Source organism: Microbacterium oxydans, from assembly GCF_000956525.1.
GTDB classification, from domain to species: Bacteria; Actinomycetota; Actinomycetes; order Actinomycetales; family Microbacteriaceae; genus Microbacterium; species Microbacterium oxydans_A.
The window spans coordinates 1-26533 of sequence record NZ_JYIW01000023.1 but is presented as its reverse complement, the minus strand read 5'-3'; the positions used below and the strand labels follow the sequence as shown (position 1 = coordinate 26533).

Here is a 26533-nt window from a genome sequence, read left to right as displayed (position 1 = left end):
CTTCGTGTGCCTTCATACCCATTCCACCGACAGCGTCCGGTCGCCGAAGCGCACGGTATCGCCGACCTGCAGCTCGACCGGATGCCCGGCCGCGAGCGCCGTCTCCGAGCCGTCGCGGATGATCGCGCTGCCGTTCGTCGATGCGCGGTCGACGGCGAACACGCCGCGTCGCGCCGGCATCACGGCGAGGTGCGTCTTGGAGACCGAGCGGGTGTCGTCGGCGACGCGCACCAGCTGTGCTTCGCCCTCGCCGGCGGCAGCGCCTGGCGCGCGTCCGAACAGGGTCGTGCCGCGCACCTCGATGCGTTCGCCCGTGTCGAGGATCAGCACGGCACGGGGGCCGGACGGCGCCGGCGATGCCGGCGGGGTCGCGGCAGGCGGGGTCGCGGCAGGCGGGGTCGCGGCAGGGCGCAGTACCGCCGCCGGCTGGGCCTGCGGAGCCGACGCCGACGGCGGGGCGAAGGCCTCGACCGGCGCGGGAGCAGGTGCGGGAGCAGGCGCAGGCGCAGGCGCGGCGAATGCCGGCTGCGGCGCTGCTCCTGTCGCGAGCGACGGCGGCACCGACGAGACCATCGACCCGCCGGCGTCTTCAGCCTGCACGGCAGGGGGCGTGGCCGCGCTGCCACGATGCGCGCCGATCACACCTCCGGAGAAGCGCGCGCTCGGCACGTACTCGGCGCGCGCATCTCGATCGACGGGTGTCGCGAGCGACGGCAGCGGTGCCCGCTCCTCGTGCTCCGGCGTCTTCACGCGCTTGCGTGCGATGCGCATCCGCTTCTGGTCGTACGGGTTGAGTCCGCGCCGTGTGTCGATGAACCAGGTCGCCGCCACGAGGTCGAGCCAGCCGCGCCCACGTCGCTCGATGTCGAACAGCGGCGAGAGCGCGATGACGAGCACCGGACCGATCACGGGAATCAGGAACGAAGCGCCGGCGACGAGATACCGCACCACCGCACCGCGCCAGAACCCTGGACGCTCGAGGGTGCGCACGTTGATCGAGCGGATGCCGAACATGGCCTTGCCGAGCGTGATGCCCTTGCGTCCGTGCAGCACCAGCTGCACCACGACGTACGCGATTATCAGGCCCTGCGACACCGCTGCTGCGACGATGAGCCACACCAGATCGGGGCGTCCGAAGAACGCGTCAGCGTCGAAGCCTTCGGCCACGATCTGCATCAGCACCGGGGTCAATGCGATGACCGCAGGCAGCGTGATCAGCACGGCGACGAGCCACTCCACCAGCGCGGCGCCCACGCGAGCACCACGCCGTGCGGGCAGCAGCCCGAGCGATTCGGCGTACGCCGGATCCGGTCGTCCGTGCTCGTCGAGTCCCTCGATCTCAGGAGCGTGATCGTCGATCTCCCAGATCACTCCTGCTCTCCCTCTGCGTCTTCATCATGGGCGGCATCCAGCAGCGGCAGATCCGCTCTCGAGACGAGCCGCGAAGCGATCACGTGCTCGACGAGACGCGCCCGACGGTTCGTGGCGAAGCTGCGCTGCCCGCCGCGCATGCCCGGCACGCCGATGCGGTCGAACTTGTCGCAGACGTTGTCGAGCTTGCGGTTGAAGCGGGTGACGGTCCATCCCAGCCGCTCGGCTGCCTTCGCCGAGGTCGGGATCGAGCTCATCCCGGTGCCGTCGCGGCGGAGCTGCGGTTCGGCAAGGGCGAGGATCAGCAGCTTCTGACTGAGCGTCAACGGCATGTCGCCGATCGTCGACGCACCGCCGTCGTCGTGCTCGCGCTTGGTCGAGCTGAACGTCGGCTCCGCGGCGTGCACGGTCAGCTCGTACGTCGTCGGCCCTGCGCTGAAGACCACGGTGGTCTTCTCGAACACGAGCGGCAGACGCGCACCCGGCGCGAGCCAGGCCTGCACCCCTCCTGCGGAGTCGGTGACCGTCGCCGTCAGGCGGCTGCCGACGTTCGACAGCCACCAGAGCCCGTCGGCATCCGTGATCTCGAGGAAGTGCCGGTGCAGGAACAGGTTGTCGTCGAGTTCGAGGTCTCCCTCGCGCCCCACGATGAACCGCCCACCGGCGTTCACCGGGAAGTACTCCCCGGCGAACTCGACCGTCACGCCGGCCGCGGCGCTCATCCGCAGGTCCTGACCGTGTCGGAGGCGCGCCCGTCATTCCGACGCAGCATCACCTCGATGCACACCTGACCTGCTGCCGTGACGGTGGCCGTCGGCTGTTCCGCCTTGTTCACCGCGCCGTCGCTCGACGGGTCGAGATCGGTCCAGAGATAGGTGTCTCCTTCGAGCGGGTCCGGATTCGTCCAGGTGAAGGTCACCTGATCGCCCGCGCGGGCGGCCTGGAGGTCGGTCACCTTCGGCACGGCTTCGGAGATCGGGTTCTGCGGGTCGACCGTCTCTTCCGATGCTTGCGGATTCGGTTCGGGTTCGAGCCCTGCGACGAGCGCGTTCAGGCCGATGATGCCGCCGACGACGAGCACCACAGCGGCGGCGATCAGCCCGATCCAGAGCCCTCGCCGGCTGCGCGGCGCCGACGGCGCGGCAGGCTGCGCGGCAGGCGGCGGAACCTGCACCGGCGTCATGGTCGATGTCGGGGTCGCCGGTGCGGCATCGGGAGAGAGCACCATCGGCGCTCGCAGGATGGTGCGCTCATCGACATCGCGTGCCGCGGGGATCACCTGCGGCGGACGGATCAGGGTCGCCTCGACCTCCGGCGCCGCTGCGGTCGAGGCGGCAGGCGCGTCGAACCGTGGCACCTCGGGAGCCCATTCCTGACCACGAGGCTGCGTCGTCGCCGACGGACGCGTGAACGACGCGGCATCCGGATCGATGCTGACGATCTCGCGGACCCTGGTCAGACCGTCTCCGTCGTCGTCGAGCTCCTCCGGCGAAGGGTGCTCATCGACGATGTCGATCGGCGTCACGGAGTGGGACAGCTCGATCTGCACCTTCTGCAGCGCTCGGGCGAATGCGACGGCGCTCGGGAAACGATCGTCGGCGTTCTTCGCCATCGCGCGGTTCAGCACCCGCTGCAGGCTGTCGGGCGAATCGGGGCGGTTCAGCGGCTGCAGCGCAGCGCGCTCGATCCGCTCGATCAGGTCGGCGCTCGAGTTGCGCTCCCCAGGACGCTCGAAGGGCGAGCGACCGGCGAGCAGCGTGTACAGCGTGGCGCCGAGCGCCCAGACATCGGTGCGGGGACCGCTGCGAGGAGGCTCGGCGAAGGACTCCGGGGGCGACCACGGGATCGACATGCCGGATGCCTCGCCCGTCGCGCCCGTCGTCGACGCGATGCCGAAGTCGGTGAGCGCCGGCCGGTTGTACTCCGTGACGAGGATGTTCGCCGGCTTGATGTCGCGGTGCAGCACGCCGGCCCGATGCGCGGTCTCGACGGCACCGGCGACCTGCACGCCGACTCTGAGCGCCTCGGCGACCGAGAACGGCTCCTTGCGCGCGCGCAACTGCAGATTCGGCCGCGGGCAGTACTCCATCACGAGATACGGGCGACCGTCTCCGGCGACCCCCGCCTGGTAGATCGTGACGATCGCGGGATGCGTCGACAGCATCGCCATGACGTTCGCCTCATCGGTGAACTCCTGCGCTGCGCCGCTCGAGATGCGATCGGCGAGCAGCACCTTCACCGCGACGCGGCGTCTCGGCAGCTCCTGCTCGTAGAGGAAGACATCGGCGAACCCGCCGGTCCCCAACGGCTCCACATACGTGAAGCCGGGCAGATCGGGTGGCGGGGACGGCCGACGACTCACGGCAGATCCTCGAAGGCGACCGTCACGCCGTCGCCGAGGTCGACCACGTCGCCGGACAGCACCAGCGTCTGCTCGCCGGGGTGCAGCCGCATGGGGTCGGCACCGGGGCGCAGCAGCGTCGAGCCGTTCGTCGTGTGCAGATCGATCACGACGACCGTGTCGCCTTCGGGGCGCACCTCCAGGTGGCTGCGGGAGATGTCCTGCTGCGGGCTCTCGACTGCGACCAGGTGCGGCAGGTTCGCGCCGCTCGCGCGGGTCGAACGTGGCCGACGCCCGATGATCACCGTGCGGTCGAGCGCGACGACCTGGCCCGTCGAGACGCGGATGCGGCCGGCGCTCGCGGCATCCGACACCGGGAGCACCGCAGTCGGCGCGTCGTCGCCGGCCGGCGGCTGCTGGCGGAGCGCACGCAGCTCGGCCGCCGAGATCGTGGCGCCGTCGTGGTCGCCGGAGAGCGCCGCAGGGGCGACCACCGGCGCCGGCGGGGCGGGCGGGGCCGGCGGGCCAGGGACAGAATGCACGGTGGCACCCCACAGCTGGTCGAAGTCGTCGTCCTCCGACACGAGCGTCTCGCCGTTCGCGCCGAGGGTCGCCTCAGGCGCGAGGGCAGGCTCGTCATCCGAGGCGTCCGGCACGTCGATGGCCTCGGTGGCGGCGTCTGGGGCCGGCACCGGCGCAGCATCCGGCTCGGGCTGCTCGATATCCGTCGCGTCCTGGTCTGCGATCTCGTCAGGCTGCTCCGGCACGTCGGGCTCGACACCGCTCATGACCTCGGCCGCGAGCACCGATTCGATCTGCGACTCGAGTTCGCGCTGCGAGGCATCGACCGGCACCGGCACGGCTGCGATCGCCTCCGGGAGGCTCTCATCGGCTGCCGTCGCCGCCGCGACCACCGGGGTCGGCCCCAGCGCACCGCCGAGCGGGTCGGCATCGCCGGACTCCAGCTCTGCACTCGCGCCGGCGCTGCGCACGACGCCGCTCTGCACCGGCAGCGCGGCGTCGGAGTCTGCAGGCTCGACGGTCAGTTCGATCCTCGACGCCCCACTGATGAAGCGCTCGCTCCACGTGGTGACGTCGACTCCGGTGAGGTCGTGCGTGTCACCTGCTGCGTCGAGCACCTGCGCGCTCACATCGCCCCGCAGCGCGAGACGCACATCGGAACCCTCCGCCACGGCCGCCGCGAACGATGGCAGCGCTGCGAACGACCCGCCGGCGTGCGTGGTCAGCACGTCGACCACCGTCGCGAGCGTCTTCTGCCCCGGCAGCCGCTCCCAGAGGCCGGCGACGACATCACCGGGAACGTCGGGCGGCAGCGCCACGAGGGCGCCGGGGATGACGATCAGGTACCACTGCCCCGGTCGGTAGGTCGTCTGCATCAGCGAACCCCTCCTGCTGCTTCACGCGGACGCGTGTCCATATCGATGTCTGAATCGGTCTCGAGCAGCGTGCCGGGTCGGGAGGCGACCAGCACGGCATCCACGATCACCACGGTGATGTTGTCCCTGCCACCGGCGGCGACGGCCTCGTCGACGAGCACGTCGGCGGCGCGCTGCGGGTCGGGCGTGCTGCCGAGCACCTCGCTGATGCGCGCGTCGGGCACTTCCGAGGTCAGGCCGTCGGAGCACACCATGATGCGGTCGCCGAGCTCGGCGGGGAACAGCCAGTAGTCGGCGTCTCCGGTGCTGCTGGCCCCGATCGCGCGCGTGATGATGTTGCGCCGCCGATCGGTCGCCGCATCCTCGACCGAGAGCTCGCCGGATTCGATCAGCTCCTGCACGACCGAGTGGTCGACGCTGATCTGTTCGAGCTCGCCGTCGGCGAACCGGTACGTGCGGGAGTCGCCGATGTTGACCGCCAGCCAGTACCCCATGCCGTCGACCTGGGCGATGACCACACCGCTCAGCGTCGTTCCGGCCCGGCCGTTGCCGCTGGTGGAGAGCTCCTCGACGTTGGTCCTGGCACGGGCGAGGGCGAGGCGCACATCGTCGAGCTCGAGCGAGGCCCGACCGACCGAGCTCGAGAACTCGGCGATCACCGCTGCGCTCGCGAGCTCGCCGCCCTCGTGTCCGCCCATGCCGTCGGCGACCACGAACACCGGGGCGCTCGCGAGATGGGCGTCCTCGTTCAGTGCACGACGAAGCCCAGGATGCGTCGCCGATCCGGTCGAGACGACCAGCGCCGGCTTCACGCGTAGCCGCCGATCGTGACGATGCGATCGCCGATCTCGAGCGCGTCGCCGAGGCGCACCGGCACGCGCTGACCGGCGGGGCATGCGATGCGCTGGCCGTCGCGGACGAGGGTCATGCCGTTCGTGGAGTGACGGTCGAGCACCCATCCGCCCGAGGTCTCGGCTGCCGCTTCGAAGTGGGTCTTCGAGAGCGACAGCGTCTCGTCGCGCACCGGCACGATCACTGCGCCGTCTTCCGGTGCCGGGTTGCGGCCGAAGATCGTGCGACGCGAGACCGAGATGCGGGTGCCGTCGTCCCAGGTGAAGACGAGGCGGTGACCGGGGATGCTGATGCGCGTGTGCTCGATGTCGTCCGACGAGTCGTCGTCGAAGGGAGCGGCCGGTGCCGGCGCGGCTGCCGGGGGCTCCGGGGCCGGCGCAGGTGCAGGCGCCGGGGGCACGGGCTGCGGGCGGACCGTCTCATCGATCGTCGGCTCCGGGGCCGGGGTGGTCCGCGGCGGCGGAGCATCCTGCGTGATGCCTGGCACGAAGGCGATCAGCGAATCCGCATCCGCCGCGGGCGCAGCGGGCTGGGCATGGACGACCGGCGCGGAAGGAGCCGCAGGCTGCGCCGGCGCCGATCCGAACGCCGGAGCCGCCGGGTAGCCCTGGGGCGCTGCTGCCGGTGCCGGTGCTGGTGCGGCAGGAGCCGGCGCGGCGGGCCAGGCCGGCTGGCCCTGCGGCACCGCGGGCGCACCTGGGTGCGGGATACCTGGAATGCCCGGCGCCGCGTACTGCTCTGGCTGACGAGCAGGCGCGGACGGATACCCCGGTGTGACCGCGGCCTGACCTCCGGCCGAGTGCTGTGCTGGCGGAGCATCCGTCGAAGCCATCCGCGCATCCAGCATCAGGGAGCCGGCGACCTTGTCATGCCAGCCCTGGAACCGGCCGGAGCCGTCGAACAGCGGGGTGAAGTAGCCGACCACGATCGATCCGGCCAAGCCGAAGATGATGTTGCGCAGCAGCGTCTTGCCGAAACCGAGCGGACCCTCGCCCTGCGCTGCGACCAGACGGAGCCCCTGCGCCCGCATGCCGATCGATCCGGCACCGGACTGCATGACCGTGTAGACGACGAACCAGCCCAGCAGGAGCAGCCCGACGATCGGTCCCCCGATCGCGAGCGTGGTGAGCGAGCGCTCCACCCCTCCGGACATCGCCGCGGCGACGAGGAGTCCGCCGCCGAGCACGATCCCGAGTCCGGAAGCGATGAGCGCATCGATGAGGTAGCCGATCGCGCGGCGGGAGATCGGCGCGATGTGTGCGAACGCTGGCTGCGTCATTGGGTCTCGCTCTCGGACGGGGCGGGTGTACTCGTGCTGCTCTTGTCGATCGTGCCAGGTTCACGCCGAACGCGCGCGGTCGCGGCGTCGCGCAGCCCCTGCAGCCCGTTCGAGATGGCGGAACCGCTCATGAGCGAACGCAGGCTCAGTCGCGCCTTCGTGCGCTTCCAGAAGCCGGCATCCTTGCCGAGGCCGCCGACGATCGCGTCGACCTCGCTCCAGAACGCATCGACCTGCTCAGGCGTCGGGTCGCTGGGACCGAACACCTCTGCATCCGCGCGATCGGCCAGGGCGACCACCTGCGGCACCGGCAGCGTCTCGATCACGACCGCGGCGTCTTCGGAGCGGGTGCCACCGGCCGGCACTCTCGCGCCGTAGTCGACCGCGCGGTCGGTGAGCTCGTCCCAGCCGCCGCTGATGCGGTCGGCGGTGCGCGCTGCGGCGCGACGGGCCCGACGCTTCGAGGCCTTCCAGGCGCCGATCACGATGAACGGCGAAGCGAGCAGCGCGATCACGGCGAGCGAGATGCCGCCGATCACCAGGATCGCTCCGATGATGCCGGCGATGTTGAGGGTCTCGTCCTCCGACTTGCGGTCGTCGGGCAGCGTCGGTGGCAGATCCACCGGCTCCTGCGGCGGGGGCGGCGGCTGCAGCACCTGCGGCTTCGGGTCGACGCGCGGCTTCGTGTTCTGGTCGTTCGGCACCTGATCCTCAGGCGGGGTCGGGTTGAACGGCAGCCAACCGATGCCTTCGAAGTTGACCTCGACCCAGGCGTGCACATCGTCGCCGGTCGCCGTGAACGTGGCTTCCTTCGCGTTCTCGGCATCCGGGTAGTAGCCCATGACGACACGCGCCGGGATGCCGACCTCACGGGCCAGCAGCGCCATGGCGACGGCGTACTGCTCATCGTCGCCGATCATCTGATCGCCGCCGATCAGGGTCGAGATGCGCTCGGAGGTGTGGCCTGCTCGTGAGAGCACCTCGCCCTCGAGCCCGTGACTGAAGAAGCCGCCGTCGGCGAGCATGGTCTCGAGTGCTCGCACCTGCTCGATCGGCGACTCGGCATCCGACACCGTCTCGGCCGCCAGCGAGGTGAGCTCCTCCGGCACGTTGCTCTGCTTGGGCAGCGAGACCTTGCCGAAGCCGACATCGGCGAGTCGATCGTCGTCGATCTCACCGGGGATCACGGTGTCGACCGTGTACGTGTCACCGGCCGTCAGCTTCGACGTCACCACCGCGGTGCCGGTCTCGGTGTTGTAGAAGGTGCCGCGACGGAGTTCCTCCGCCCGGTCGCCGGTGTACGAGATCTCGGTCACCGACCCGGCATCCGGCACCCAGACGCCGCGGTAGTCGCCGACTTCGACCTGCAGCGTCACCGGGATGCCCTCGGCATCCGGCGACATGTTCGACCGGATCGGGGTGAACGCGCTCGACGACTCCGGTCCACCATCGGTGACGTTGTAGACCATGCCGTCGAACTGGTCCATCACGGCGATGCGGATGCGTGCGTTCTCGGGCAGACCGCGCACCGTGAACAGCGTCTTCTCCTTCTCGTCGCGCACGTTCTTGCGGAACGCCTGCAGCGGGCTCGGATAGTCGCGGATGTCGAACGGGGGGATGATGACGTCACGGAAGACGTGCCTGGTCTCGGTCGGGGCAGCGATCGCGGAGGACGCGATACCGGCGCCACCGGCGATCGCGAGCACCGCCGCGCCGGCGATGAGACGGCGCATGCGCATGCTCGAGGCGCGGGAGGGATCGACGTCACCGACCGAGATCGCAGAGTTCTGCGGTGCCCAGAGCTGACGGAGCGCGAGCCACGCGATCGCGCCGACGGCGAACAGCAGCCCCTGCACGAGCGGGAACGCCGGCTCGGGGGTACCGAGCGCGATCACCGCCATCAGCAGCACGCCGGCTGGGATGAGCGCCCATGCCGCGTTCGACAGCCGGAGCGCGAGCGACGCGGTGGTCGCACTCGCCACCAGGGCCAGCAGGAACGGCACCAGTGCATGCCCGTCGGATGCCGCGACCGGGGCGACCGTCGTGAGCATCTGCTTCCACGAGGTGACGGTGCCGACGGCGAGCTTCTCGAGGGTCTCGAGGGTGGGGATCACGCCGGCGATGGCGGTCTGCGGCAGCGCGAGGGCACCGCCGAAGACGAAGTACGCCACCACGGTGAACCCGGCGATGATGAGGATGCCCCAACGACGCCATGCGCAGACCGCGGCGACGGCCAGCCCGAGCAGCATGCCGCCGATCGCGCCGGGCAGGAACGACGGCCCGGCGAAGGTCGGCCAGAAGCCGATGAGCGCGACGCCGATGAGGAGGGCGGTCGCGACGAGGTCGAGGACCCACCGGCGCAGCGGCAGCGCCGTCGGCGTGGGAGCGAGAGCGGTCATGCCAGCACCTTCTGCAGCGCGAGGGGAACGTGTTCGAGTGTGCCGACGGTCAGCACGTCGGCCTCGCCGATGCGGCGCAGCGCCGGGGCGTCGATGCTGGTGTCGGTCACGACCGCCAGCACGCGCGCGCCGAACGGCAGCCGCGCGCAGGCGAGCCGCAGCTCGTCGGCGCTCACTCTCGACCCGCACACGAGCACGACCACACTGGCCAGCGGCATCGTCGCCGCCAGCACACCGGCGAGTTCTGCGATGCCGCCGTCGCGCGGCTTGCTGTTCTCCACGGCCGACAACGAGTCGAGCAGCTGCTTCCCGGTGCCGGAGGGGAGTTCCCTGCCCTGCACGCGCATGTCGACGCGCTGGGAGTCGCGCAGTGCGCGCAGCCCGATCGATCCTGCAGCCGACACGGCGAGCTCGAAGTCGTCGGCGAGCGCATAGTCGCCGCTCGAACGCGAGAGGCCGATCACGAAGTGCGAGCGCCGGGTCTCCTCGTACTGGCGCACCATCATGGTGCCGGTGCGCGCGGTCGACTTCCAGTGCACATGACGCAGATCATCGCCGGGCTGATACTCCAGCAGCGCATGGAACGACACGTCGTCGCGAGACAGGTCTGCTGCAGGCATGCCCTCGAGGTCCCGCAGGAAGCCGAGCGACTGGCCGTCGAAGAGGATGGTGCGCGGATGCACGAAGAGGTCGACCGGATCGTCGCGCCGGTGTGCTCGTTCGAAGAGCCCGAGCGGGTCGCCTCGCACCACGCTCACCGGCCCGACCTTCACCACACCTCGCTTCTGCGTGGGGATCGCGAACAGCTCCTCGGCTTCGTCGCCCGGCGCGAGACGCTGGATGCCGAACTCACCACGCCCCGACCCGACCGGCAGCACCACGCGCGAGGGCAGGATCGCCCTGGTGCCGCGGTTGGCGAGGGTCAGCGCGCCGACCGCTCGTTCGCCGACGACGACACGGGTGCGGGCGAGATCGAGCGACACGTCGTAGGCGGTGCGCCCGATCAGGAACAGCGCGCAGAGCACCACGGTGATGGCGATGACCAGCGCGGCGATCGTGAACTCCGACCATCCGGCGATCTGTCCGAGGATCCAGAAGCCGACGGCCAGCGCCATCGACACCCAGGCGAGCGGCCGGATGGCCTTGGTGATGAGTCGGAGGCGCGCCAGAACACGGACGCCGAGCACCGCCGCGACGTCGCGCCATCCGGCGTCGCGTTCGATCGGGTCCTGCGTCGTCTGGAGTGCCTCCGCGGTCATCAGGCCGCCGTTCGCGCCTGCGGAGCCGCGACGTCGTCGAGCACGCGGGCGATCACGGCATCGCCGGTCGTGCCGGCGAACTCGGCTTCGGCGTCGAGCAGCAGACGGTGCTGCCACACGGGACGGGCGAGCGTCTTGATGTCGTCAGGGAGCACGAAGTGGCGCCCGTGCGCGGCCGCCCAGATCTTCGCCATGCGGATCATCGCGATCGCACCTCGCACTGAGACGCCGAGTCGCGTGGCCGAATCGGCACGCGTCGCCTCGGCGAGCTGGGCGACGTAGCGGAGCACCGCGGGCTCGACGTGCACCGTCGCCCCGAGGTCGGCCATGTCGGCGACGGCGCTCGTGGTGATGATCGCCGAGAGCCCCGACGAAGGATTACGATCGGATGCGCCGGCAAGGATGCTCTCGGTCACAGCGAGGTCGGGGTAGCCGATCGAGGTCTTGATGAGGAAGCGGTCGAGCTGCGCCTCGGGGAGCTTGTAGGTTCCCGCCTGCTCGATCGGGTTCTGCGTCGCGATCACGAGGAACGGACGACCCGTCTCGTGCGTGACGCCGTCGACCGTGACGCGCGACTCCTCCATGACCTCCAGCAGCGCCGACTGCGTCTTGGGGGACGCGCGGTTGATCTCATCCGCCAGCACGATCGATGCGAAGATCGGGCCCTTGTGGAATTCGAACCGGTGCGACTGCTGGTCGTAGATCGTGACACCCGTCACATCGGAGGGCAGCAGGTCAGGCGTGAACTGGATGCGCGCACTCGTGCCCTGCACCGTCGCGGCGAGCGCCTTCGCGAGGCTCGTCTTGCCGGTGCCCGGTGCATCCTCGAGGAGCACGTGCCCCTCGGCGAGCATCGCCGACAGCACGAGGCTGACGATCTCCTGCTTGCCCTGCACGGCCTTGTCGATGTTCTCGACGAGGCGGTGGAAGGTCCCCTGGAACCAGGCCGCCTGCTCGGGAGTCATTGTCATGAGTGTGTCGTTCCCTGTTCTCGTGCTGAAACTGATCGGCGCGTCATTGCCAGACGCGGTGTTCGTACGCTTGACCGTTGATCATGACCCACGCTTCGATCACGCCACGACGGTTGCCCAGGTAGCAGCTCAGGCGTCCGCCGTAGTTGCCGGAGCCGTCCATCGTGATCGAGTAGGGGCCACCCCACTCCCCGCCGTACGTCGCGTCGTTGTTGTTGCAACGCACCGAGATCGTCTGGCCGGGATCGAAGCCCCGCGCGTTCAGGTAGAAGTAGGCGCAGGTGCCGTCGCTGCAGTTCGGCTGGCCGTTCGCGTCGCCGGTCGAGGTGACCCAGGCTTGCGGGTCCGGCTTCTTGCCGGAGGTGCCGGCATCCGATCCGACGATCTGCTGCCCCGCGGAGTCGGTCACCTCGACGTCGATCGTGTGCCGCTCGCTGTACCCGTTCCCGACCGTGGTGCTGCCGGTCACGCCCGCGTTCTGCCACCCGCCCCCGTCGATGCGGATCCGCACGCGCGAGATGCTCCGGCCGTTCTCCGAGTTGTTCGCGTTCCAGTTGAACGTCACGCTCTTGGCGTTCTGCTGCGAACTGATGCCAGGTTGCTTCAGCGGCCCGTACGGGTTGCCGGTGACCTGGTTCGATGCATCGCTGGCGTACGTCGTGCCGTCGACGGTGGAGACGGACCGGACGCGGACGTTGTAGTTCGTGCCGTTGCTGAGGCCGGTGACGACGCTGTTGCCAGGCATCGCGGCCCAGCTGCCTCCGCCGTTGAGCGAGTACTGGTGCTGCACCTCGCTGTCCTTGGCACCGTTCTTCGCACCGGCGTTCCACGTGAGCGTGAGCGACCGGTCGCCAGGGGTGACCGCCGAGAGTGTCGGCGTTCCCGGCTTGTTGACGCCGCGGCGCGGCGCCGACATCGGGCTCCACTCACCGAAGCCGGCCTTGTTCGTGGCACGGATGCGGTAGGTGTACGCCGTCTCGGAGGTCTGCACGGTGACCGCCTGCGTCTTCGCGGATGCACCGGGAGTGATCGTGCTGCGCAGCGTCGATCCCTCCCACACCTGCAGCTCGTAGGAGTCGATGGCGTCACCGTTGGAGTTCGGCGGCACCCATGAGACCTGCATCTGCGCCTGGTTGCCGACGCCCTGGATCTCCGAGGTCGTCGGGGCGGCGGGCGCGAGCGGCGGACCAGCCGGCACCTCCGACGCCGACCAGCCGCTCCAGCTCGACGGCTCGGGCGCGCGGTTGTGCGCCTGGACGCGGACCTGGTAGTTGCCACCGTTCTCGAGACCCTCCCAGGTCATCGAGTTGCCGGTCGCCTGCTTCTGCGACACACCCGACGGCGGCGCCGGCGAGATCTCGAGCGTGTAGCTCTCGACCGGCGATCCCGGAGTCGTCGGGGTCAGCCAGCTCACCTTGAGCGACTTGTCGCCGAAGACGAGGGTCGGCGGTGCCGGGGTGTCGGGGCGGGCATCCGGACGAGCGACCGCCGATGTGCCGGACGGCTTCGACTCGCCGACGCGGTTCGTCGCCGTGACCTGGAATGTGTACTCGACGTTGTTCGTGAGCCCGTCGAGCGTGCATGTCGTCGACTGGCACTCCCTCGTGTAGGGGGTGCCGCCGACCGACCTGACCGTGTACTTCGTGATCTCGGCACCGTTGTTCGACGGTGCCCCGAAGGAGACGACCACGAGGCGGTCCTGCACACTCGACACGGTCGGAGTGCCCGGTGCCTCCGGCACGCCCTGCACGACGACGACGACCTGGCCGTTGGCCTCGCGGTCCGGGTCCTTCGTCGCGTCCTGGATGCGGTAGCGCACGACCATGGTGCCGACGAAGTTCGCGTCCGGGGTCACGACGACCTCATCGCCCTTGACGCTCGCGCCACCGGCACCAGACTCGGTCGATGCGCTCAGCAGCTTCAGCGGCGTCTCGGGGAACGGGTTGAAGTCGTTCGCCAGCACGGGGACCGTGATGGTCTTGCCCTGATCGGCTTCGGAGACCGTGTCGGTGTTCGCGGTCGGCAGCGGCCTGGTGGATGCGCCGACACGCACCGTCACGGTGCCATCGACCGGCTTGGTCGTGCCGTCCGTGATCTCGAGCTTCAGCGATGCGACGGTGCCCTTCTCGACATCCGACGAAGCGGCGACGAGCAGCTTGCCGTCCTCGATCTTCGCGGTGATGCCTCGCCCTGCGCCGCTGATGTACTTGTACGAGTGCTTGCCCTCGTCCTCCGGGTCCGGATCGGTCGTGAGCGGCACGAGATCCAGGCTCGTTGCTTCTTCTCCTGCGGCGACCACCATCTCGGTGCCGATGAAGGTCGGCTGCTGGTTCTCCGGGGGCAGCACGTTGACGGGGATCGTGAGCGTCGCCGTGCGGCCGTCGGGATCGTCAGGACCCGTACCGTCGGTCACCTCGAAGGTGATGGCGTCCTGACCGAAGTAGCCGTCGGCCGAGGTGTAGACCAGGGTCGATTCGTCCTTCACGAGGTCGGCGCCGTTGGCGTACACGGCACTCACCTTCGCGTGCTCGGTGATGCGCGCGGTGCCGCCACCTGCGACGGTGACGTACTTCGAGAGCGGGATCTCCTTCGTCTCCCCGCTCATGACCTCGATCGGCTTGGTCGAGTCGAGGATGGGGCGGAGATCGGATTCGGCAGGCACGAAGATGAACGCGGATGCCGACAGCTCATCCTGATCCGTGATCGTGTAGCGGATGAGCTGGAGCTCCTTCGTGACGGTCACCCGCACCTTGCCGTTCTCGAGCTGCCGTGCGCCGTCGCCGAGGGTCACCTTCAGTCGGTCGGTCGTGCCGTCGGGGTCCTCGTCGTTCTTGAGGATCTCGATGTCGGCGTTCAGGGTGCCGTCGGTGAGGTCGGTCGGACGCACCCGATCATCGCGAGCGACAGGCGCTTGCAGCGGCACATCCTCGTCGACCGTGATCTGCAGCGCTGCGGTCGCCGTCGCGCCCCTGGTGTCGCGGATCGTGTACTGCAGCGAGGTCTCGAGCGATTTGTCCGGCGCCTGCACGAGCACACGGTCCCCTGAGACGCGAGCCGTGATGCCCGTGTCGGTCGGCACCTCGAGCCCGTCCTTCACCAGTGAGATCTCGTCGCCCTCGGGGTCGGAGTCGTTCTCCAACACCGGCACGGCGATCTCCCGGCCTGGGCGCACGACGACGGCATCCTTCACGGCGTACGGAGCCTGGTTGGTCTCCTCGCCCGGCGCGATGCCGACGCGGATGGTCGCGATGCCCTCCTTGCCGAGGCGATCGCGCACCCGGTACTCGAAGACGTCGACACCGGAGGAATCGTCGAACGCCTCATAGGAGAAGTAGTTCGAAGCGGTCTCGGTGATGCGGCCCTTCTTCGGGCTGGACGCGATGTCGATCAGCTCGACCGAGTCGCCGTCGGCGTCGATGCCGTCGAGCGGCACTGCGATGTTCGCCGTGGATCCGGCGAGCACGCGGGCGACGAGATCCTGTGGGCGCGGCGCGGCGTTCTTCTCCACGTCGACCGGCAGGATCTGGATCGTGACGTACCCGGCTGCCTTCTGCTGCCTCGAGTCGACCGCCTCGTAGGTGAGGTAGACGGTCTTCGCGACCGGTCCGGCCTTGAAGCGCACCACGTCCTGCGAGACGAACGCCTCGCCGTCCTCGGGGTCGACGAAGGGCTCGATCAGCTCGGGCGAGAGGTGCAGCACGTCGTCGTTGGGGTGCGTGTCGTTGTCGAGCACGGGGATCGTGACGACGTCGCCGGCACGCACGGTCGCCGTGTCGTCGTTCACATCGGGCTGGAGGATCTTGTCCGGCGCCGGGATCGGGATCACCACGACCTCGCCCTCGGCCGACTTCGAGCCGTTCGAGATGCGGTACTTGATGCGGGCCTGATCGGTGAGCGCACCCTGGTCGGTGATGCGGAGGGTCTCGTGGTTGATGACCGACACCGAGATGCCGGAGTTCTCCTCGATCGAGACGGACTGCACGACGAGGATGCCGCCGGCCGGGTCGACGTCGTTCGCGAGCACGCCGATGAGCACGTCACCGCCGGTCGGCAGCAGCGCGACGTCGCGCACGGCGACCGGCGGAAGGTCGGTCTCCGTCGCCTCGAGCACGTCGACGCGCACGATGCCCTCGCCGTTCTCCGGTCCGGCGGTCGCGAGATACAGCACGTAGTACGTGCCCGGTGCGTCGGCGGTGAACGTGAAGGCCTTGTTCGGGTAGTCCGGCAGCACGGTCGCGCCGGGGACCTCGCTGACACGTCCGAGTCGCAGCGACTCGCGGCCGGAGCTCGTGTCGTTCGCCAGCGGCAACACGGTGGCCTGCTCGCCGACACGGGTCACGACATGATCGGCGTTGGTCTTGGGCTGCGTCGAACCCTCGGGGCGAACGTCGAGCGTGACACTTGCGGTCGCCGTCTCACCGTTGGCGTCGGCGACCGAGACCTGGATCTCCTTGCGGCCCTGCAGGCTCGCCGTCGCCTTGTAGGTGATCTGTCCGTCGGTGGTGAAGTCGACCTCGTCGCCGGGGGCGGGAACGACGTCCTTCAGATAGACGTCGTCGCCCTCGGGGTCGATCCAGTCCGGGAGGATGTTGTACGAGATCGTGCCGCCGGTCTCGACCGTGAGACTGGTCCTCCGCTTCGGCACCGGTGCACTGTTGATGCTCGTGTCGTAGACGGTCAGCACGACGGATGCCGTGTCCTTGCCGCCACGACCGTCATCGGCCTCATAGGTGAACGAGGCCGAACCGGATGCGTCCTCGGCGACCGCGATCTGCAGCGATCCGCCGTTCTGCACCTGCTGGATGGTGCCGATCGCCGGCTGCGATTCGGCGAGCGTGGCGACGAGCACATCGCCGTCCGGGTCGTTGTCGTTGTCGAGCACCGGCAGCATGGTCGTGACACCGGGGCGCACGCCGAAGGAGTCGTCCTCCGCGATCGGCGGCGTGTTCTCCTCCTTGCGCTCGGGGAGCGTCGTCTCGACGGTCTCCTCGGTCGAGTCGTCCTCGTTCTCGGTCTCGCCCTCCGGCGGGGTGAGGTCGTTCCAGTTGTCGACGCGCTGGAGGCTCTCGTCGGCCAGCCAGGCGGCGCCGCCGATGGCGTCGTTGAGGATGATCACGTCGCGGTTGACGCGGAAGACCAGGCTCTTCGAGTCCTCGGCACCGTCCACGGTCGCATTGACGTCGTTCCCGGTGCCAGGGCACTCTCGGATGAACGTGGCGGATCCGGCCCACGCGCCGTAGGTGCATCCGCGCAGCCAGACCGGTGCAGCCGCCGCGCCGTTCGCACCGGTGGCGACCTCGGTCGGGTCTCCGCCGTCGAACGGGATGCTCAGCAGTGCGGTCGGGGTCGCGATCGCGACGGCATCCGTCGTCGCCGAGGCCTGCTGCAGGACGGCGTCGGCGGCATCGGCGATCTCCTCCCTGAATCCTCCGGGCGAGGTCACGACGCCTGCAGCGGCGTCGAGCACGACGGGCGTGCGGCCGACCGCAGTGATGGTCGGCTTCGCCGATGTGTCGATCTCGCCGACCGACGCCGTCGACGATTCGAGCGGCTCGCCCTCGGTGTCGACCGGCACGGTCACGACCTCGCCGCGCTCGGCGGAGAGCCCGAAGACGGTGCCGTCATCGGCGACCACGACGTCGGCGTCCGCGCCGAGCTCGGCGACCGGGTCCTTGACCTCGGCTTCGAACGACGAGACGCCCTGCACCGGCACGACCCACAGCTCGCCGGTCTTCTGGTCGAGGATCGCGGCCGTGTTGCGGCCGAGGGCGACCTTCGCGGAGGAGGGGATCGCAGCGGAGTCGCCGAGCGACACGCGAGCGGGGTCGACGCCGGTGATCGTCGAGGCGCTCTCGTCGACGACGAGGATGTTCGAGGCGGCCTGCAGGATGTCGTAGTTCTCGCCCGTCGTGCGAAGGCCGCCGTCGAGCACCGTGGACTCGTGGTTGAAGTGTCCGACGAGCAGGCTCGAGGTCTTGGTGATCCAGACGCCGCCGTCGTTCAGATCGACCTTGGTGGTCGGAAAGCCCTCATAGGTGAATGCCATCGTCGTGATCGCGATCACCCCGACGGTGACACCCGCAGCGGACGCCAGCGTCTTCGGCCGCGCGCGCATCCATGACAGCGCCTTCATACCGTGTTCCCCCCACAGGTCCGTGCTCGACTTCGTGCCGGTGCCCTCAGGCCTACGGCGCACGTGATCATCCTAACCGCGCAGCGTTCTCTCACCGCATGGGCAGATATGCCCATGCCTCAGGCACGCCAGCACCCCGCGATGTGGTCATCGACCATCCCGGCAGACTGCATCAGCGCGTACATCGTGGTCGGCCCGACGAAACGGAAGCCGCGGCGACGGAGCTCCTTGCTCATCGCGGCCGACTCGACCGTGACCGCGGGCACCTCGGCGAACGAGCCGGGTCGGGAATCGGATGCCGCCGGAGCGAACGACCACATCAGCGCATCGAGCTCGCCGTCGGCCATCTCCCGGACGATGTTCGCGTTGCCGATCGTGGCCAGGATCTTGGCTCGGTTCCGGATGATCCCGGCATCCGCCATCAACCGCTCGACGTCCGCATCGTCGAACTCGGCGACCAGCTCGGGAGCGAACCCGGCGAACACCTCGCGGAACCTCGGCCGCTTGCGCAGGATCGTGATCCACGACAGCCCCGCCTGGAAGCCCTCGAGCGCCATCTTCTCGAACAGCGCCCGGTCGCCGTGCAGCGGCGTTCCCCATTCCTCGTCGTGATACCGGCGGTACTCGACGTCGTCACCGACCCAGGCGCAGCGGGCGCGGCCGTCAGGACCGGTGATCAGGGAGGTCATGCGCCAAGGCTAACCGGAGCGGCGGACATCGCCGCGCCCGCTCAGCCGGCGAGGTAGCTGGAGTAGGAGGAGAGCAGCGGCTGCGACCGCGGATCGGCCACGGCGGCGGCGCCCACCGCGCAGGCTGCGGCGAGCGCATCCGCCGGTGCCACCCCTGAAGCGAGACCGATCGTGAGCGCCGCGCAGAACGCATCGCCCGCCCCGACCGTGTTCTCGACCGTGGTCCTGACAGCGGGCGCCGCAGCGATCTCGACACCGGATTCGAACAGCCGAGCCCCATCCGCCCCGTAGGTCACGGCAACGCGCTTCGCCTCGCGGAGCGCCGGGATCAGCGCATACTCGGTCTCGTTCACGATGATGAGATCAGCGCGCTCGAGCACGACCTCGGGCAGATCCTGCGCAGGGGCGGCGTTCACGGCGAGGTAGCCCTGCACGCGCTCGGCGAGCTCGGCCACGAGGTCGATCGAGATCTCGAGCTGCGCGAGCACGGCCTCTCCAGGCGCGAAGACGACGCCGTCGAGATCGATGTCGCCGTTCGCCCCCTCGCACACGGCGATCTGGTTCTCGCCCGCTCGATCGACCACGATCAGCGCGACACCCGTCGGCTCCTCGCTGACCCTGATGCCGGTCGTGTCGACGCCGGCCTGGTCGAGCTCCGACCGCATCCACGCGCCGTCGCCGTCGGTGCCGACAGCGCCGATCATCCGGACGGTGGCGCCGAGCCTGGCGGCCGCTGCGGCCTGATTGGCACCCTTCCCGCCCGCTTCGCGGACCAGTCGGCCGCCGCCGACGGTCTCACCGGCCTCCGGAAGACGATCGGCGCGCGCCGTGAGGTCGACGTTGATGCTGCCGACGATGGTGAGGGAGAGAGGGGTCTGCACGGCAGCTCGCAATCAGGTGGTGGTCTGGACGACGGAGAGGTGACCGACTCGCGGGGAGACGATGCACTTGGCGAGGTAGACGGGCGTGCCGCCGGTCGTCACGGTCTGGGTGAGGATGAGCACGGGGTCGGAGGCGCCGAGTCCGAGCAGCGCACCGCGGGAGGCACCGACGACGTTGACGGTGATCTCGCACACGGCCGAGTCGAAGACGACGCTCGTCTGCTCCCGCAGCGCCGCCAGCACGCTCGATGACGACGCAGCCGCAGCGTCCAGGGCGTCGGCGAGCTCCTGGCTGATGTCGCTCAGATATCGCCCGGCAGGCAGATGCTCCTGCAGGATCGCGACGGGCTCACCGTGCCGCTCGACGACGGCTTCACGGAACCAGGTGTTCGCGGCAGGGTCGAGGGCGAGCTTGCTGGACGTGAAGTCGGTGGTGGACTGGAGCTCGAAGCTGACCGTGCGGACGACGACATCGTCGTCTCCATCGGACAGCGCCTGCTCGATCGGCCGCAGCTCTTCCAGCCCCACGCGAGGGAGATCGTCGGCGACGAATCGACCGATGCCACGTCGCGTGATGATGAGCCCGTCCTCTTCCAACAGCATCAGCGCCTCGCGGACGACGGTGCGGCTCACGCCGAGCGCGGTGCCTAGCTCGGTCTCCCGAGGCAGGGCGGAGCCGAGTTCGAAGACACCGGAGCGGATGCCGTCGGCGATGCGCGAGTAGACGGCAACGCGCAGCGGCTGCCCGACCGTGCTCGTCAGACTCCGACCGAGGAACTGGTCGATCTCCTTCGTCATGCCGCCACCCCTTCCATGGTCGCTCCGGCGTGAGCGCCCTTCGTATTCAAGCACGAGAACGACCATGTTGACGATGTTAGACCGGAGAGGTATAACATCAGACAGGCCTCACCCGAGGGCATCCATGACGAAGGAGTCTCCGTGCAATCCCAGACCATCACCGCATCTCCGGGCCTCGCCGCCCGCGAGCCCGTCCGCGGAGGCCGAGCCGTCGGGCTGGTCGCGACCCTGATCCTCGGGGTGCTCTCGTTCCAGCTGAACGCCAGCATGATCACACCCGCGCTGCCGGACATCGCCGCGCAGCTCGGCGAGGACATCGGCCAGGTGTCGCAGGTCTCCTCGCTCTTCTTCGTCGCCGGCGCCGTCGGCGGGGTCGTGCTCGGACGCTGGAGCGACTTCATCGGGCGCAAGCGCGCCCTGTTCGTCGTCCTCGGACTCCTCTCCGTCGGCACACTGCTGTGCCTGTTCGCCCCGAATCTGACCGTGCTGCTCATCGGCCGCGTGCTGCAGGGCGCATCGAGCGCCGCGTTCCAGCTCGCCTATGTCATCCTCAGCGAGTCGCTGAGCACCAAGGTCTTCGGCACGACGCTCGGCATCATCACCGCGATCAACGGCGGCGTCGGCGGGGTCGACGGCTACATCGGCGGCCTGCTCAGCCAGACCTTCGGCTTCCGCTCGATCTTCGTCGTCATCTTCGTGGTCGGCCTCATCGCGATCGTCTGCGTTGCGCTGGTCATCCCGGCATCCGCTCGCGGGGCGTCGACCGGGAAGATGGACTGGTGGGGTGCCGCCGTGCTGTCGATCGCCCTGATCAGCGTGACGTACTTCGTCTCCTCCGGTCCGAGCGCTGGATGGCTGGCCCCGATCACGCTCCTCTACCTCGCCGGCACCATCGTGGCGCTCGTGGTCTTCTGGTTCGTCGAGAAGAGCCGCGCCACTCCCCTCATCGCCGTCGAACACCTGCGCTCGCGTCAGGTCTGGCCGGTGGTCGCCACCACCGTCCTGACATTGTCGAGCGTGTTCGCCGTCATCAACTTCACGGTCGTGCTGCTCAGCCAGGACGCCACGAACGGCTTCGGCCTGGATGCCGCGACCTCGGCGCTGCTCTTCCTCGCACCGCCCGCGCTGATCGGCGTGTTCGCAGCACCGCTGTCCGGATGGCTCGCAGGCCGCACGGGCTGGATCCCGATCCTCCGCATCGGGATGATCGCGTGCCTCGCCCTGCTCATCGTGATCGCGGTCATGCCGCAGAGCTTCTGGGTCGTGTTCGCGATGATCGCGCTCCTCGGCGTCACCTACAACGGCATCGTGCTGACGACGATCAACGGACTCGGCGTCGTGCAGTCCCCCGCCGAGGCACCCGCAGCACTCCCGGGTCTCAACGGCAGCGCATTCGGCATCGGCGCCGGGCTCGGCATCGGCATCGTCGCCCCGTTCGCCGCGCAGGGCACGCCCGGCGGCTACGCGACGGCACTGTGGATCTCGGTCGGGATCACCGCCCTCGCGCTCATCACCAGCTTCCTCATCACGCCGCGGCCCACCGCAGCGGACTGACCCATCGGGCGGCCGCAACCGCGGCCGCCCTCCCGACCACCGGAGCATTTCATGACCCCCACCCCAGCCCGTCCCGTCTACTTCGACTGCGACACCGGCATCGACGACTCGCTCGCCCTGGCCTACCTCCTCGCCTCCCCTGAGATCGAGCTGGTCGGCATCGGCACCGTCAGCGGGAACACCAGCGCCGCGCAGGCAGCCGTCAACACGCTCGCCCTGCTCGAGCTCGCCGGTCGCACCGAGGTGCCGGTCGCCATCGGCGCGCACGACTTCCTCTCGCACCCCTTCGACGGCGGCGCCCCGCACGTGCACGGCGACAACGGCATCGGCGAGGTCGACCTGCCCTTCGCCGAGCGCCCGGCCGAGCAGGAGAGCGCGGCGCAGATGCTGATCCGGCTCTCGCATGAGCACCGGGGCGCACTCGAGGTGATCACGGTCGGCCCGCTCACGAACATCGCGACCGCGCTCGAGCTCGACCCGTCCCTGCCGTCCAGGGTGCTGCGCGTCACGGCGATGGGCGGCGCCGCGCTGGTACCGGGCAACATCACGCCGGTCGCCGAGGCGAACATCGGCAATGACCCGGAAGCCGCGTCCGCGACGCTCGCCGCGGGCTGGCCGGTCACGCTGGTGCCGCTGGACGTGACGATGGAGAACGTGTTCGACGAGCAGGATCGCGCCGCGTTGCTGACCTCGGATGTGCCGCTGGCGAAGACCGTCGGCGCGATGCTCGACTTCTATTTCGACTTCTACGTCGAGACCTACGGCGATCGCTGCAGCGCTCTGCACGATCCCCTCGCCGCGGCGATCGCGGTCGGTGGGATCACCGCCACGAACGCGCCGGCCGTCGACGTCGTGGTCGACACCTCACAGGGACCGGCACGCGGCCAGGTGATCTGCGACCTCCGAGGCCAGCGCCGCGGACCGGTGGATCAGCCAGGCGCGACGGTCCGCGTCGTGCTCGACACGGATGCTCCGCTCGCGCCGCACCTCGTGGCACGCATGACCGGCGCCGAGGTCCTCGTCGGCTGACGGAGCGGATGCTGCGGGGTCGCGGTCGGCACCCCCGCAGCATCCGATCGACGTCTCAGTCCTCGAACGTCGAGGCGTCGATCACGAAGCGGTACCGCACGTCGGATGCGAGCACGCGCTCGTAGGCGGCGTTGATCTCGGAAGCCGGGATGACCTCGATCTCGGCGCCGATGCCGTGCTCGGCGCAGAAGTCGAGCATCTCCTGGGTCTCCCGGATGCCGCCGATGTTCGAACCGGCCAGTGAACGACGTCCGCCGATCAGCGACATGACCTGCACCGGCAGCGGCTCGGCAGGGGCGCCGACGCACACCATCGTGCCGTCCACGTCGAGCAGCCCGAGGTACGCACGCAGGTCGACGACGGCGCTGACCGTGTTGAGGATCACGTCGAACGACGAACGCAGCTCGCGGAACGTCTCCGCGTCGCCCGTCGCGAAGTAGTGATCGGCGCCGAGCCGCAGCCCGTCGTCCTTCTTGTTCAGGGTCTGCGAGAGCACCGTGACCTCGGCGCCCATCGCGTGCGCGATCTGCACGCCCATGTGACCGAGTCCGCCGAGTCCGACGACGGCCACCCTGGTGCCGGGTCCGACGTTCCAATGCCGCAGCGGCGAGTACGTGGTGATGCCGGCGCACAGCAGCGGCGCCGCGACATCGAGCGCGAGCCCATCGGGGATGCGCAGCGCGAAGCTCTCGGTGACCACGACCTGCTGCGAGTAGCCGCCCTGGGTGATCGTGCCGTCGCGGTCGGTGCCGCCGTAGGTCATGACCGCACCGCGGGTGCAGAACTGCTCGTCACCACGCAGGCAGTTGCGGCACTCGCCGCAGGAGTTCACCATGCAGCCGACGCCGACCCGGTCGCCGACAGCATGCTTCGTCACCTCGGTGCCGAGCGCCGCGACGGTACCGGCGATCTCGTGACCAGGCGCGAGCGGATAGTGCTGCGGACCCCAGTCACCGCGCACGGTGTGGATGTCGGAGTGGCAGATGCCGGCGTAGGCGACGTCGATCAGCACGTCGTGCGGCCCGAGCTCGCGGCGTTCGATCGTCGTCTTCTCGAGCGGTGCTGCCTCGCTCGGTGCGGCGTAAGCGGTGACGGTGGTCATGCGGGTGCTCCCTGCTCTCGATCATGCGCCGCGGCCGGCGCCGGATCGACGCTACACGGGGAGTTCATGTGCACGATTCAGCAAGAACGTCCGCCCCGCACACGAATCCCGCCCCGAACGCAGCGGTTCGGGGCGGGATTGCTGAATCGTGAACGCCGAGGTCAGCGCTTCTTGGCCTTCAGCACCTTCTCCTGGATCGGTGCGGAGCCGGATGCCGCGAGGTCGGCGTAGTACGCCCGCGCCTCGTCCTGGCGCTGCTGCTCGATACCCGAGGCGATGGGTGCGCGCACGTGCTCCGGCTCGTAGCCGAACGCCTCGACCAGGTCGAGCGCGTGCGGACGCAGCCGCGCGCACAGGCGGTCGATGTAGCGCGACACGGCTGCGGCGCGCTGCGTCGACAGGCGACCGTTGATCAGGTGCCAGGCGAGGTGCTTCTCGATCAGCTGCAGACCGAACAGGTCACGGAGCCAGGTGAGTACCTGCTTGGTGTCGGCATCCGTGATCGTGTGCACGGCGTCGGTGAACGCCTCCCACTGCAGCAGCTCGCCGTGCGCACGGGCGGCCTCGATGAGCTCGGCCTGGTTCTCGTTGAACAGCCGGGAGCCGAGGGCCTTGTCCTTCGCTCCGGGGCGGAGACGACCGGCGATGTCCGACACCATCTGCTGCACGCGACCGGCGAGGAGCGCATGCTGCTGCTCCTCGCGCAGACCGTTCTCGACCGAGCGCGACACCTGGCCGAGGTCGGCGAACGCCTGACCCAGCTGACGCAGACCCGCGCCGTGGAACACCTTGCCGGCCGTCATCCCGACGGCGAACTTCGCGAGTGCCGCGGCATCCTTCCCGGTGAACTGCTTGGCGTAGTCGGTGAGCAGACGCTTGCCGACGAGCTGCAGCAGCACGTTGTTGTCGCCCTCGAAGGTGACGTAGATGTCGAGATCGGCGCGGAGGCCGACGAGGCGGTTCTCGAACATGAACCCGGCACCGCCGCAGGCCTCACGGGCCTCCTGCAGGGTGTCGAGCGCATGCCAGGTCGAGAGCGGCTTGAGCGCGGCCGCCAGGGTCTCGAGGTCCTCGCGGTCGGCGGGGGTGTCGATGCGGCCGGAGAAGACGCCGTCGAACTTCTGCAGGAACTCGTCGTGCGCGAAGATCTGCGCGTACGTCGTCGCGAGACGAGGCAGCAGGCGGCGCTGGTGCTTGCCGTAGTCGAGCAGCACCACCTCGTGCCCGTCGACGCCGTCGAACTGGCGGCGCTGCGTGGCGTAGGTGATCGCGATCTGCAGTCCGAGCGCAGATGCCCAGGAGGCTGCACCGTCGAGCGACACGCGGCCCTGCACCAGGGTGCCGAGCATCGTGAAGAAGCGGCGGCCAGGGCTGTCGATCGCGCTGGAGTACGTGCCGTCTGCCGCGACGTCGCCGTAGCGGTTCAGCAGGTTGGTACGCGGGATGCGGACGTGGTCGAACGACAGGCGTCCGTTGTCGATGCCGTTCAGTCCGCCCTTGAGGCCGTCGTCCTCACGACCGATGCCGGGAAGGTCGACGCCGTCCTCGCCGCGCAGCGGCACATAGAAGCAGTGCACGCCGTGGTTCACACCGTTCGTGATGAGCTGCGCGAACACCGTCGCCGCGACGCCGTGCAGGGCTGCGTTGCCGAGGTACTCCTTCGTCGCGCCGCGGAACGGCGTGTTGATGACGAACTCCTGCGTCTCTGCGTCGTACGTCGCGGTGGTGCCGACAGCCGCGACATCAGAACCGTGGCCGATCTCGGTCATCGCGAACGCGCCGGGGATCGAGAGGTCCATGACGCCGGGCAGCCACTGCTCGTGGTGCTCCTTCGTGCCGAGCTGCAGGATCGCCGAGCCGAAGAGGCCCCACTGCACACCCGACTTGATCTGCAGGCTCGGGTCGGCGACGACGAGCTCCTCGAAGCCGGCGATGTTGGCGCCGTTGTCGTCCTCGCCGCCGAGCGACTTCGGGAAGGCGCGGTGCACGGCCTTGTTGTCGACGAGCAGGTGCAGCTGGCTCAGCACGCGCTCGCGGTGCTCGTCCTTGCCGAGTTCGTCCTGGCGCCAGAACGCCGAGTCCTTGATCATCTCGCGCGCCTGGCGGCGGGTGTCGCCCCAGGTGCCGAGCAGCTTGTCGGTGAGCTGGGAGACATCGATCTGCGGGGTGCGCTGAGCGGTGTTCGGCTCGACGGATGGCGTCGAAGAGCGGACGGCGGCGTCGACCATGAGCATTCCTCTCGAAGAGAAGTAGGGATGCTCTCATGGTAGGTCTGCGACAAACCCTGGCGAACTCGCCTGTGCCCTTCCTCCAACCGGCGCCCGGCACATCCCCGCTCGCGGTTGTCGCCAGGCGACAGGATGCGCGCTCCCCCGATCCGCCGAGCCACCCCCTTGCATGCGAGCGACCCCCTTGCATGCGTCCCTCAGAGGGGTGGCTCGCAGACAAGGGGGCCGGTCGGCACCAGGGGGGTTGGGG

Annotated in this window: 17 protein-coding genes; 2 read left to right on the top strand and 15 right to left on the bottom strand. The window is 69.4% G+C overall.

Annotated elements, in window-relative coordinates; translation table 11 throughout:
• Window positions 1–12: 12 nt before the first annotated feature.
• From RS83_RS19185 to RS83_RS07455, 13 genes are read right to left on the bottom strand one after another with little or no spacing between them, the layout of a single operon-like run.
• The gene (locus RS83_RS19185; RefSeq protein WP_045278917.1) at window positions 13–1371 is read right to left on the bottom strand and encodes an RDD family protein; all 1359 of its coding nucleotides are present in this window, start codon (window positions 1369–1371) and stop codon (window positions 13–15) included.
• Window positions 1368–2093, bottom strand: a complete 726-nt coding sequence (locus tag RS83_RS07510) for a hypothetical protein (protein ID WP_045278916.1) — start codon at window positions 2091–2093, stop codon at window positions 1368–1370. The genes RS83_RS19185 and RS83_RS07510 overlap by 4 nt, the downstream gene beginning before the upstream one ends.
• Window positions 2090–3733 carry a serine/threonine-protein kinase gene (locus RS83_RS07505; protein WP_045278915.1) on the bottom strand — a complete coding sequence of 548 codons (1644 nt, stop codon included), beginning with the start codon at window positions 3731–3733 and terminating at the stop codon, window positions 2090–2092. Before RS83_RS07505 ends, RS83_RS07510 begins: the two co-directional genes overlap by 4 nt.
• Entirely contained in the window at window positions 3730–5109 is a 1380-nt protein-coding gene (locus tag RS83_RS07500) for an FHA domain-containing protein (RefSeq protein ID WP_045278914.1), read from the bottom strand. The genes RS83_RS07505 and RS83_RS07500 overlap by 4 nt, the downstream gene beginning before the upstream one ends.
• On the bottom strand, window positions 5109–5921 hold the full coding sequence (locus tag RS83_RS07495; RefSeq protein ID WP_045278913.1) for a PP2C family protein-serine/threonine phosphatase: 813 nt from the start codon (window positions 5919–5921) through the stop codon (window positions 5109–5111). The genes RS83_RS07500 and RS83_RS07495 overlap by 1 nt, the downstream gene beginning before the upstream one ends.
• Window positions 5918–7240, bottom strand: coding sequence for an RDD family protein (locus RS83_RS07490; protein ID WP_045278912.1), 1323 nt, complete (start codon window positions 7238–7240; stop codon window positions 5918–5920). The genes RS83_RS07495 and RS83_RS07490 overlap by 4 nt, the downstream gene beginning before the upstream one ends.
• Window positions 7237–9639 (bottom strand): transglutaminaseTgpA domain-containing protein, encoded by a 2403-nt coding sequence (locus RS83_RS07485; RefSeq protein ID WP_045278911.1) that lies wholly within the window; start codon window positions 9637–9639, stop codon window positions 7237–7239. The genes RS83_RS07490 and RS83_RS07485 overlap by 4 nt, the downstream gene beginning before the upstream one ends.
• A complete protein-coding gene (locus RS83_RS07480; RefSeq protein ID WP_045278910.1) occupies window positions 9636–10898 on the bottom strand; it encodes a DUF58 domain-containing protein in 1263 nt (420 codons plus the stop codon). Before RS83_RS07480 ends, RS83_RS07485 begins: the two co-directional genes overlap by 4 nt.
• The gene (locus tag RS83_RS07475; protein ID WP_045278909.1) at window positions 10898–11869 is read right to left on the bottom strand and encodes an AAA family ATPase; all 972 of its coding nucleotides are present in this window, start codon (window positions 11867–11869) and stop codon (window positions 10898–10900) included. The genes RS83_RS07480 and RS83_RS07475 overlap by 1 nt, the downstream gene beginning before the upstream one ends.
• 43 nt (window positions 11870–11912) lie before the next feature.
• A complete protein-coding gene (locus tag RS83_RS07470; RefSeq protein WP_156153146.1) occupies window positions 11913–18065 on the bottom strand; it encodes an Ig-like domain-containing protein in 6153 nt (2050 codons plus the stop codon).
• 56 nt (window positions 18066–18121) lie between these two features.
• On the bottom strand, window positions 18122–18691 hold the full coding sequence (locus RS83_RS07465; RefSeq protein ID WP_045278907.1) for a DNA-3-methyladenine glycosylase I: 570 nt from the start codon (window positions 18689–18691) through the stop codon (window positions 18122–18124).
• Window positions 18692–18732: 41 nt separating this feature from the next.
• On the bottom strand, window positions 18733–19572 hold the full coding sequence (locus RS83_RS07460) for a PfkB family carbohydrate kinase (RefSeq protein ID WP_045278906.1): 840 nt from the start codon (window positions 19570–19572) through the stop codon (window positions 18733–18735).
• 12 nt (window positions 19573–19584) lie between these two features.
• The gene (locus RS83_RS07455) at window positions 19585–20370 is read right to left on the bottom strand and encodes a GntR family transcriptional regulator (RefSeq protein WP_045278905.1); all 786 of its coding nucleotides are present in this window, start codon (window positions 20368–20370) and stop codon (window positions 19585–19587) included.
• A 141-nt stretch (window positions 20371–20511) separates the two neighbouring features.
• Between RS83_RS07455 and RS83_RS07450 the strand changes: the two genes are divergently transcribed.
• Window positions 20512–21924 carry an MFS transporter gene (locus RS83_RS07450; protein WP_052678950.1) on the top strand — a complete coding sequence of 471 codons (1413 nt, stop codon included), beginning with the start codon at window positions 20512–20514 and terminating at the stop codon, window positions 21922–21924.
• 51 nt (window positions 21925–21975) lie between these two features.
• Complete coding sequence (locus RS83_RS07445) at window positions 21976–22953, top strand: nucleoside hydrolase (RefSeq protein ID WP_045278904.1); 978 nt, start codon at window positions 21976–21978, stop codon at window positions 22951–22953.
• Window positions 22954–23008: 55 nt separating this feature from the next.
• Here the strand turns inward: RS83_RS07445 and RS83_RS07440 are convergent, their stop codons facing one another.
• Together RS83_RS07440 and RS83_RS07435 are read right to left on the bottom strand one after the other, a co-directional pair.
• The gene (locus tag RS83_RS07440) at window positions 23009–24055 is read right to left on the bottom strand and encodes an NAD(P)-dependent alcohol dehydrogenase (protein WP_045278903.1); all 1047 of its coding nucleotides are present in this window, start codon (window positions 24053–24055) and stop codon (window positions 23009–23011) included.
• A gap of 161 nt (window positions 24056–24216) precedes the next feature.
• Window positions 24217–26283 carry an acyl-CoA dehydrogenase gene (locus tag RS83_RS07435; RefSeq protein WP_045278902.1) on the bottom strand — a complete coding sequence of 689 codons (2067 nt, stop codon included), beginning with the start codon at window positions 26281–26283 and terminating at the stop codon, window positions 24217–24219.
• Between the last annotated feature and the right edge of the window lie 250 nt (window positions 26284–26533).

Excerpts from the sequence above, each read along its gene's own strand:
- RS83_RS07510 (WP_045278916.1), bottom strand. The coding sequence starts at position 2,093 with ATGAGCGCCGCGGCCGGCGTGACGGTCGAGTTCGCCGGGGAGTACTTC.
- RS83_RS07500 (WP_045278914.1), bottom strand. The coding sequence starts at position 5,109 with ATGCAGACGACCTACCGACCGGGGCAGTGGTACCTGATCGTCATCCCC.
- RS83_RS07490 (WP_045278912.1), bottom strand. The coding sequence starts at position 7,240 with ATGACGCAGCCAGCGTTCGCACACATCGCGCCGATCTCCCGCCGCGCG.
- RS83_RS07485 (WP_045278911.1), bottom strand. The coding sequence starts at position 9,639 with ATGACCGCTCTCGCTCCCACGCCGACGGCGCTGCCGCTGCGCCGGTGG.
- RS83_RS07480 (WP_045278910.1), bottom strand. The coding sequence starts at position 10,898 with ATGACCGCGGAGGCACTCCAGACGACGCAGGACCCGATCGAACGCGAC.
- RS83_RS07475 (WP_045278909.1), bottom strand. The coding sequence starts at position 11,869 with ATGACAATGACTCCCGAGCAGGCGGCCTGGTTCCAGGGGACCTTCCAC.
- RS83_RS07465 (WP_045278907.1), bottom strand. The coding sequence starts at position 18,691 with ATGACCTCCCTGATCACCGGTCCTGACGGCCGCGCCCGCTGCGCCTGG.
- RS83_RS07455 (WP_045278905.1), bottom strand. The coding sequence starts at position 20,370 with ATGACGAAGGAGATCGACCAGTTCCTCGGTCGGAGTCTGACGAGCACG.
- RS83_RS07445 (WP_045278904.1), top strand. The coding sequence starts at position 21,976 with ATGACCCCCACCCCAGCCCGTCCCGTCTACTTCGACTGCGACACCGGC.
- RS83_RS07440 (WP_045278903.1), bottom strand. The coding sequence starts at position 24,055 with ATGACCACCGTCACCGCTTACGCCGCACCGAGCGAGGCAGCACCGCTC.
- RS83_RS07435 (WP_045278902.1), bottom strand. The coding sequence starts at position 26,283 with ATGGTCGACGCCGCCGTCCGCTCTTCGACGCCATCCGTCGAGCCGAAC.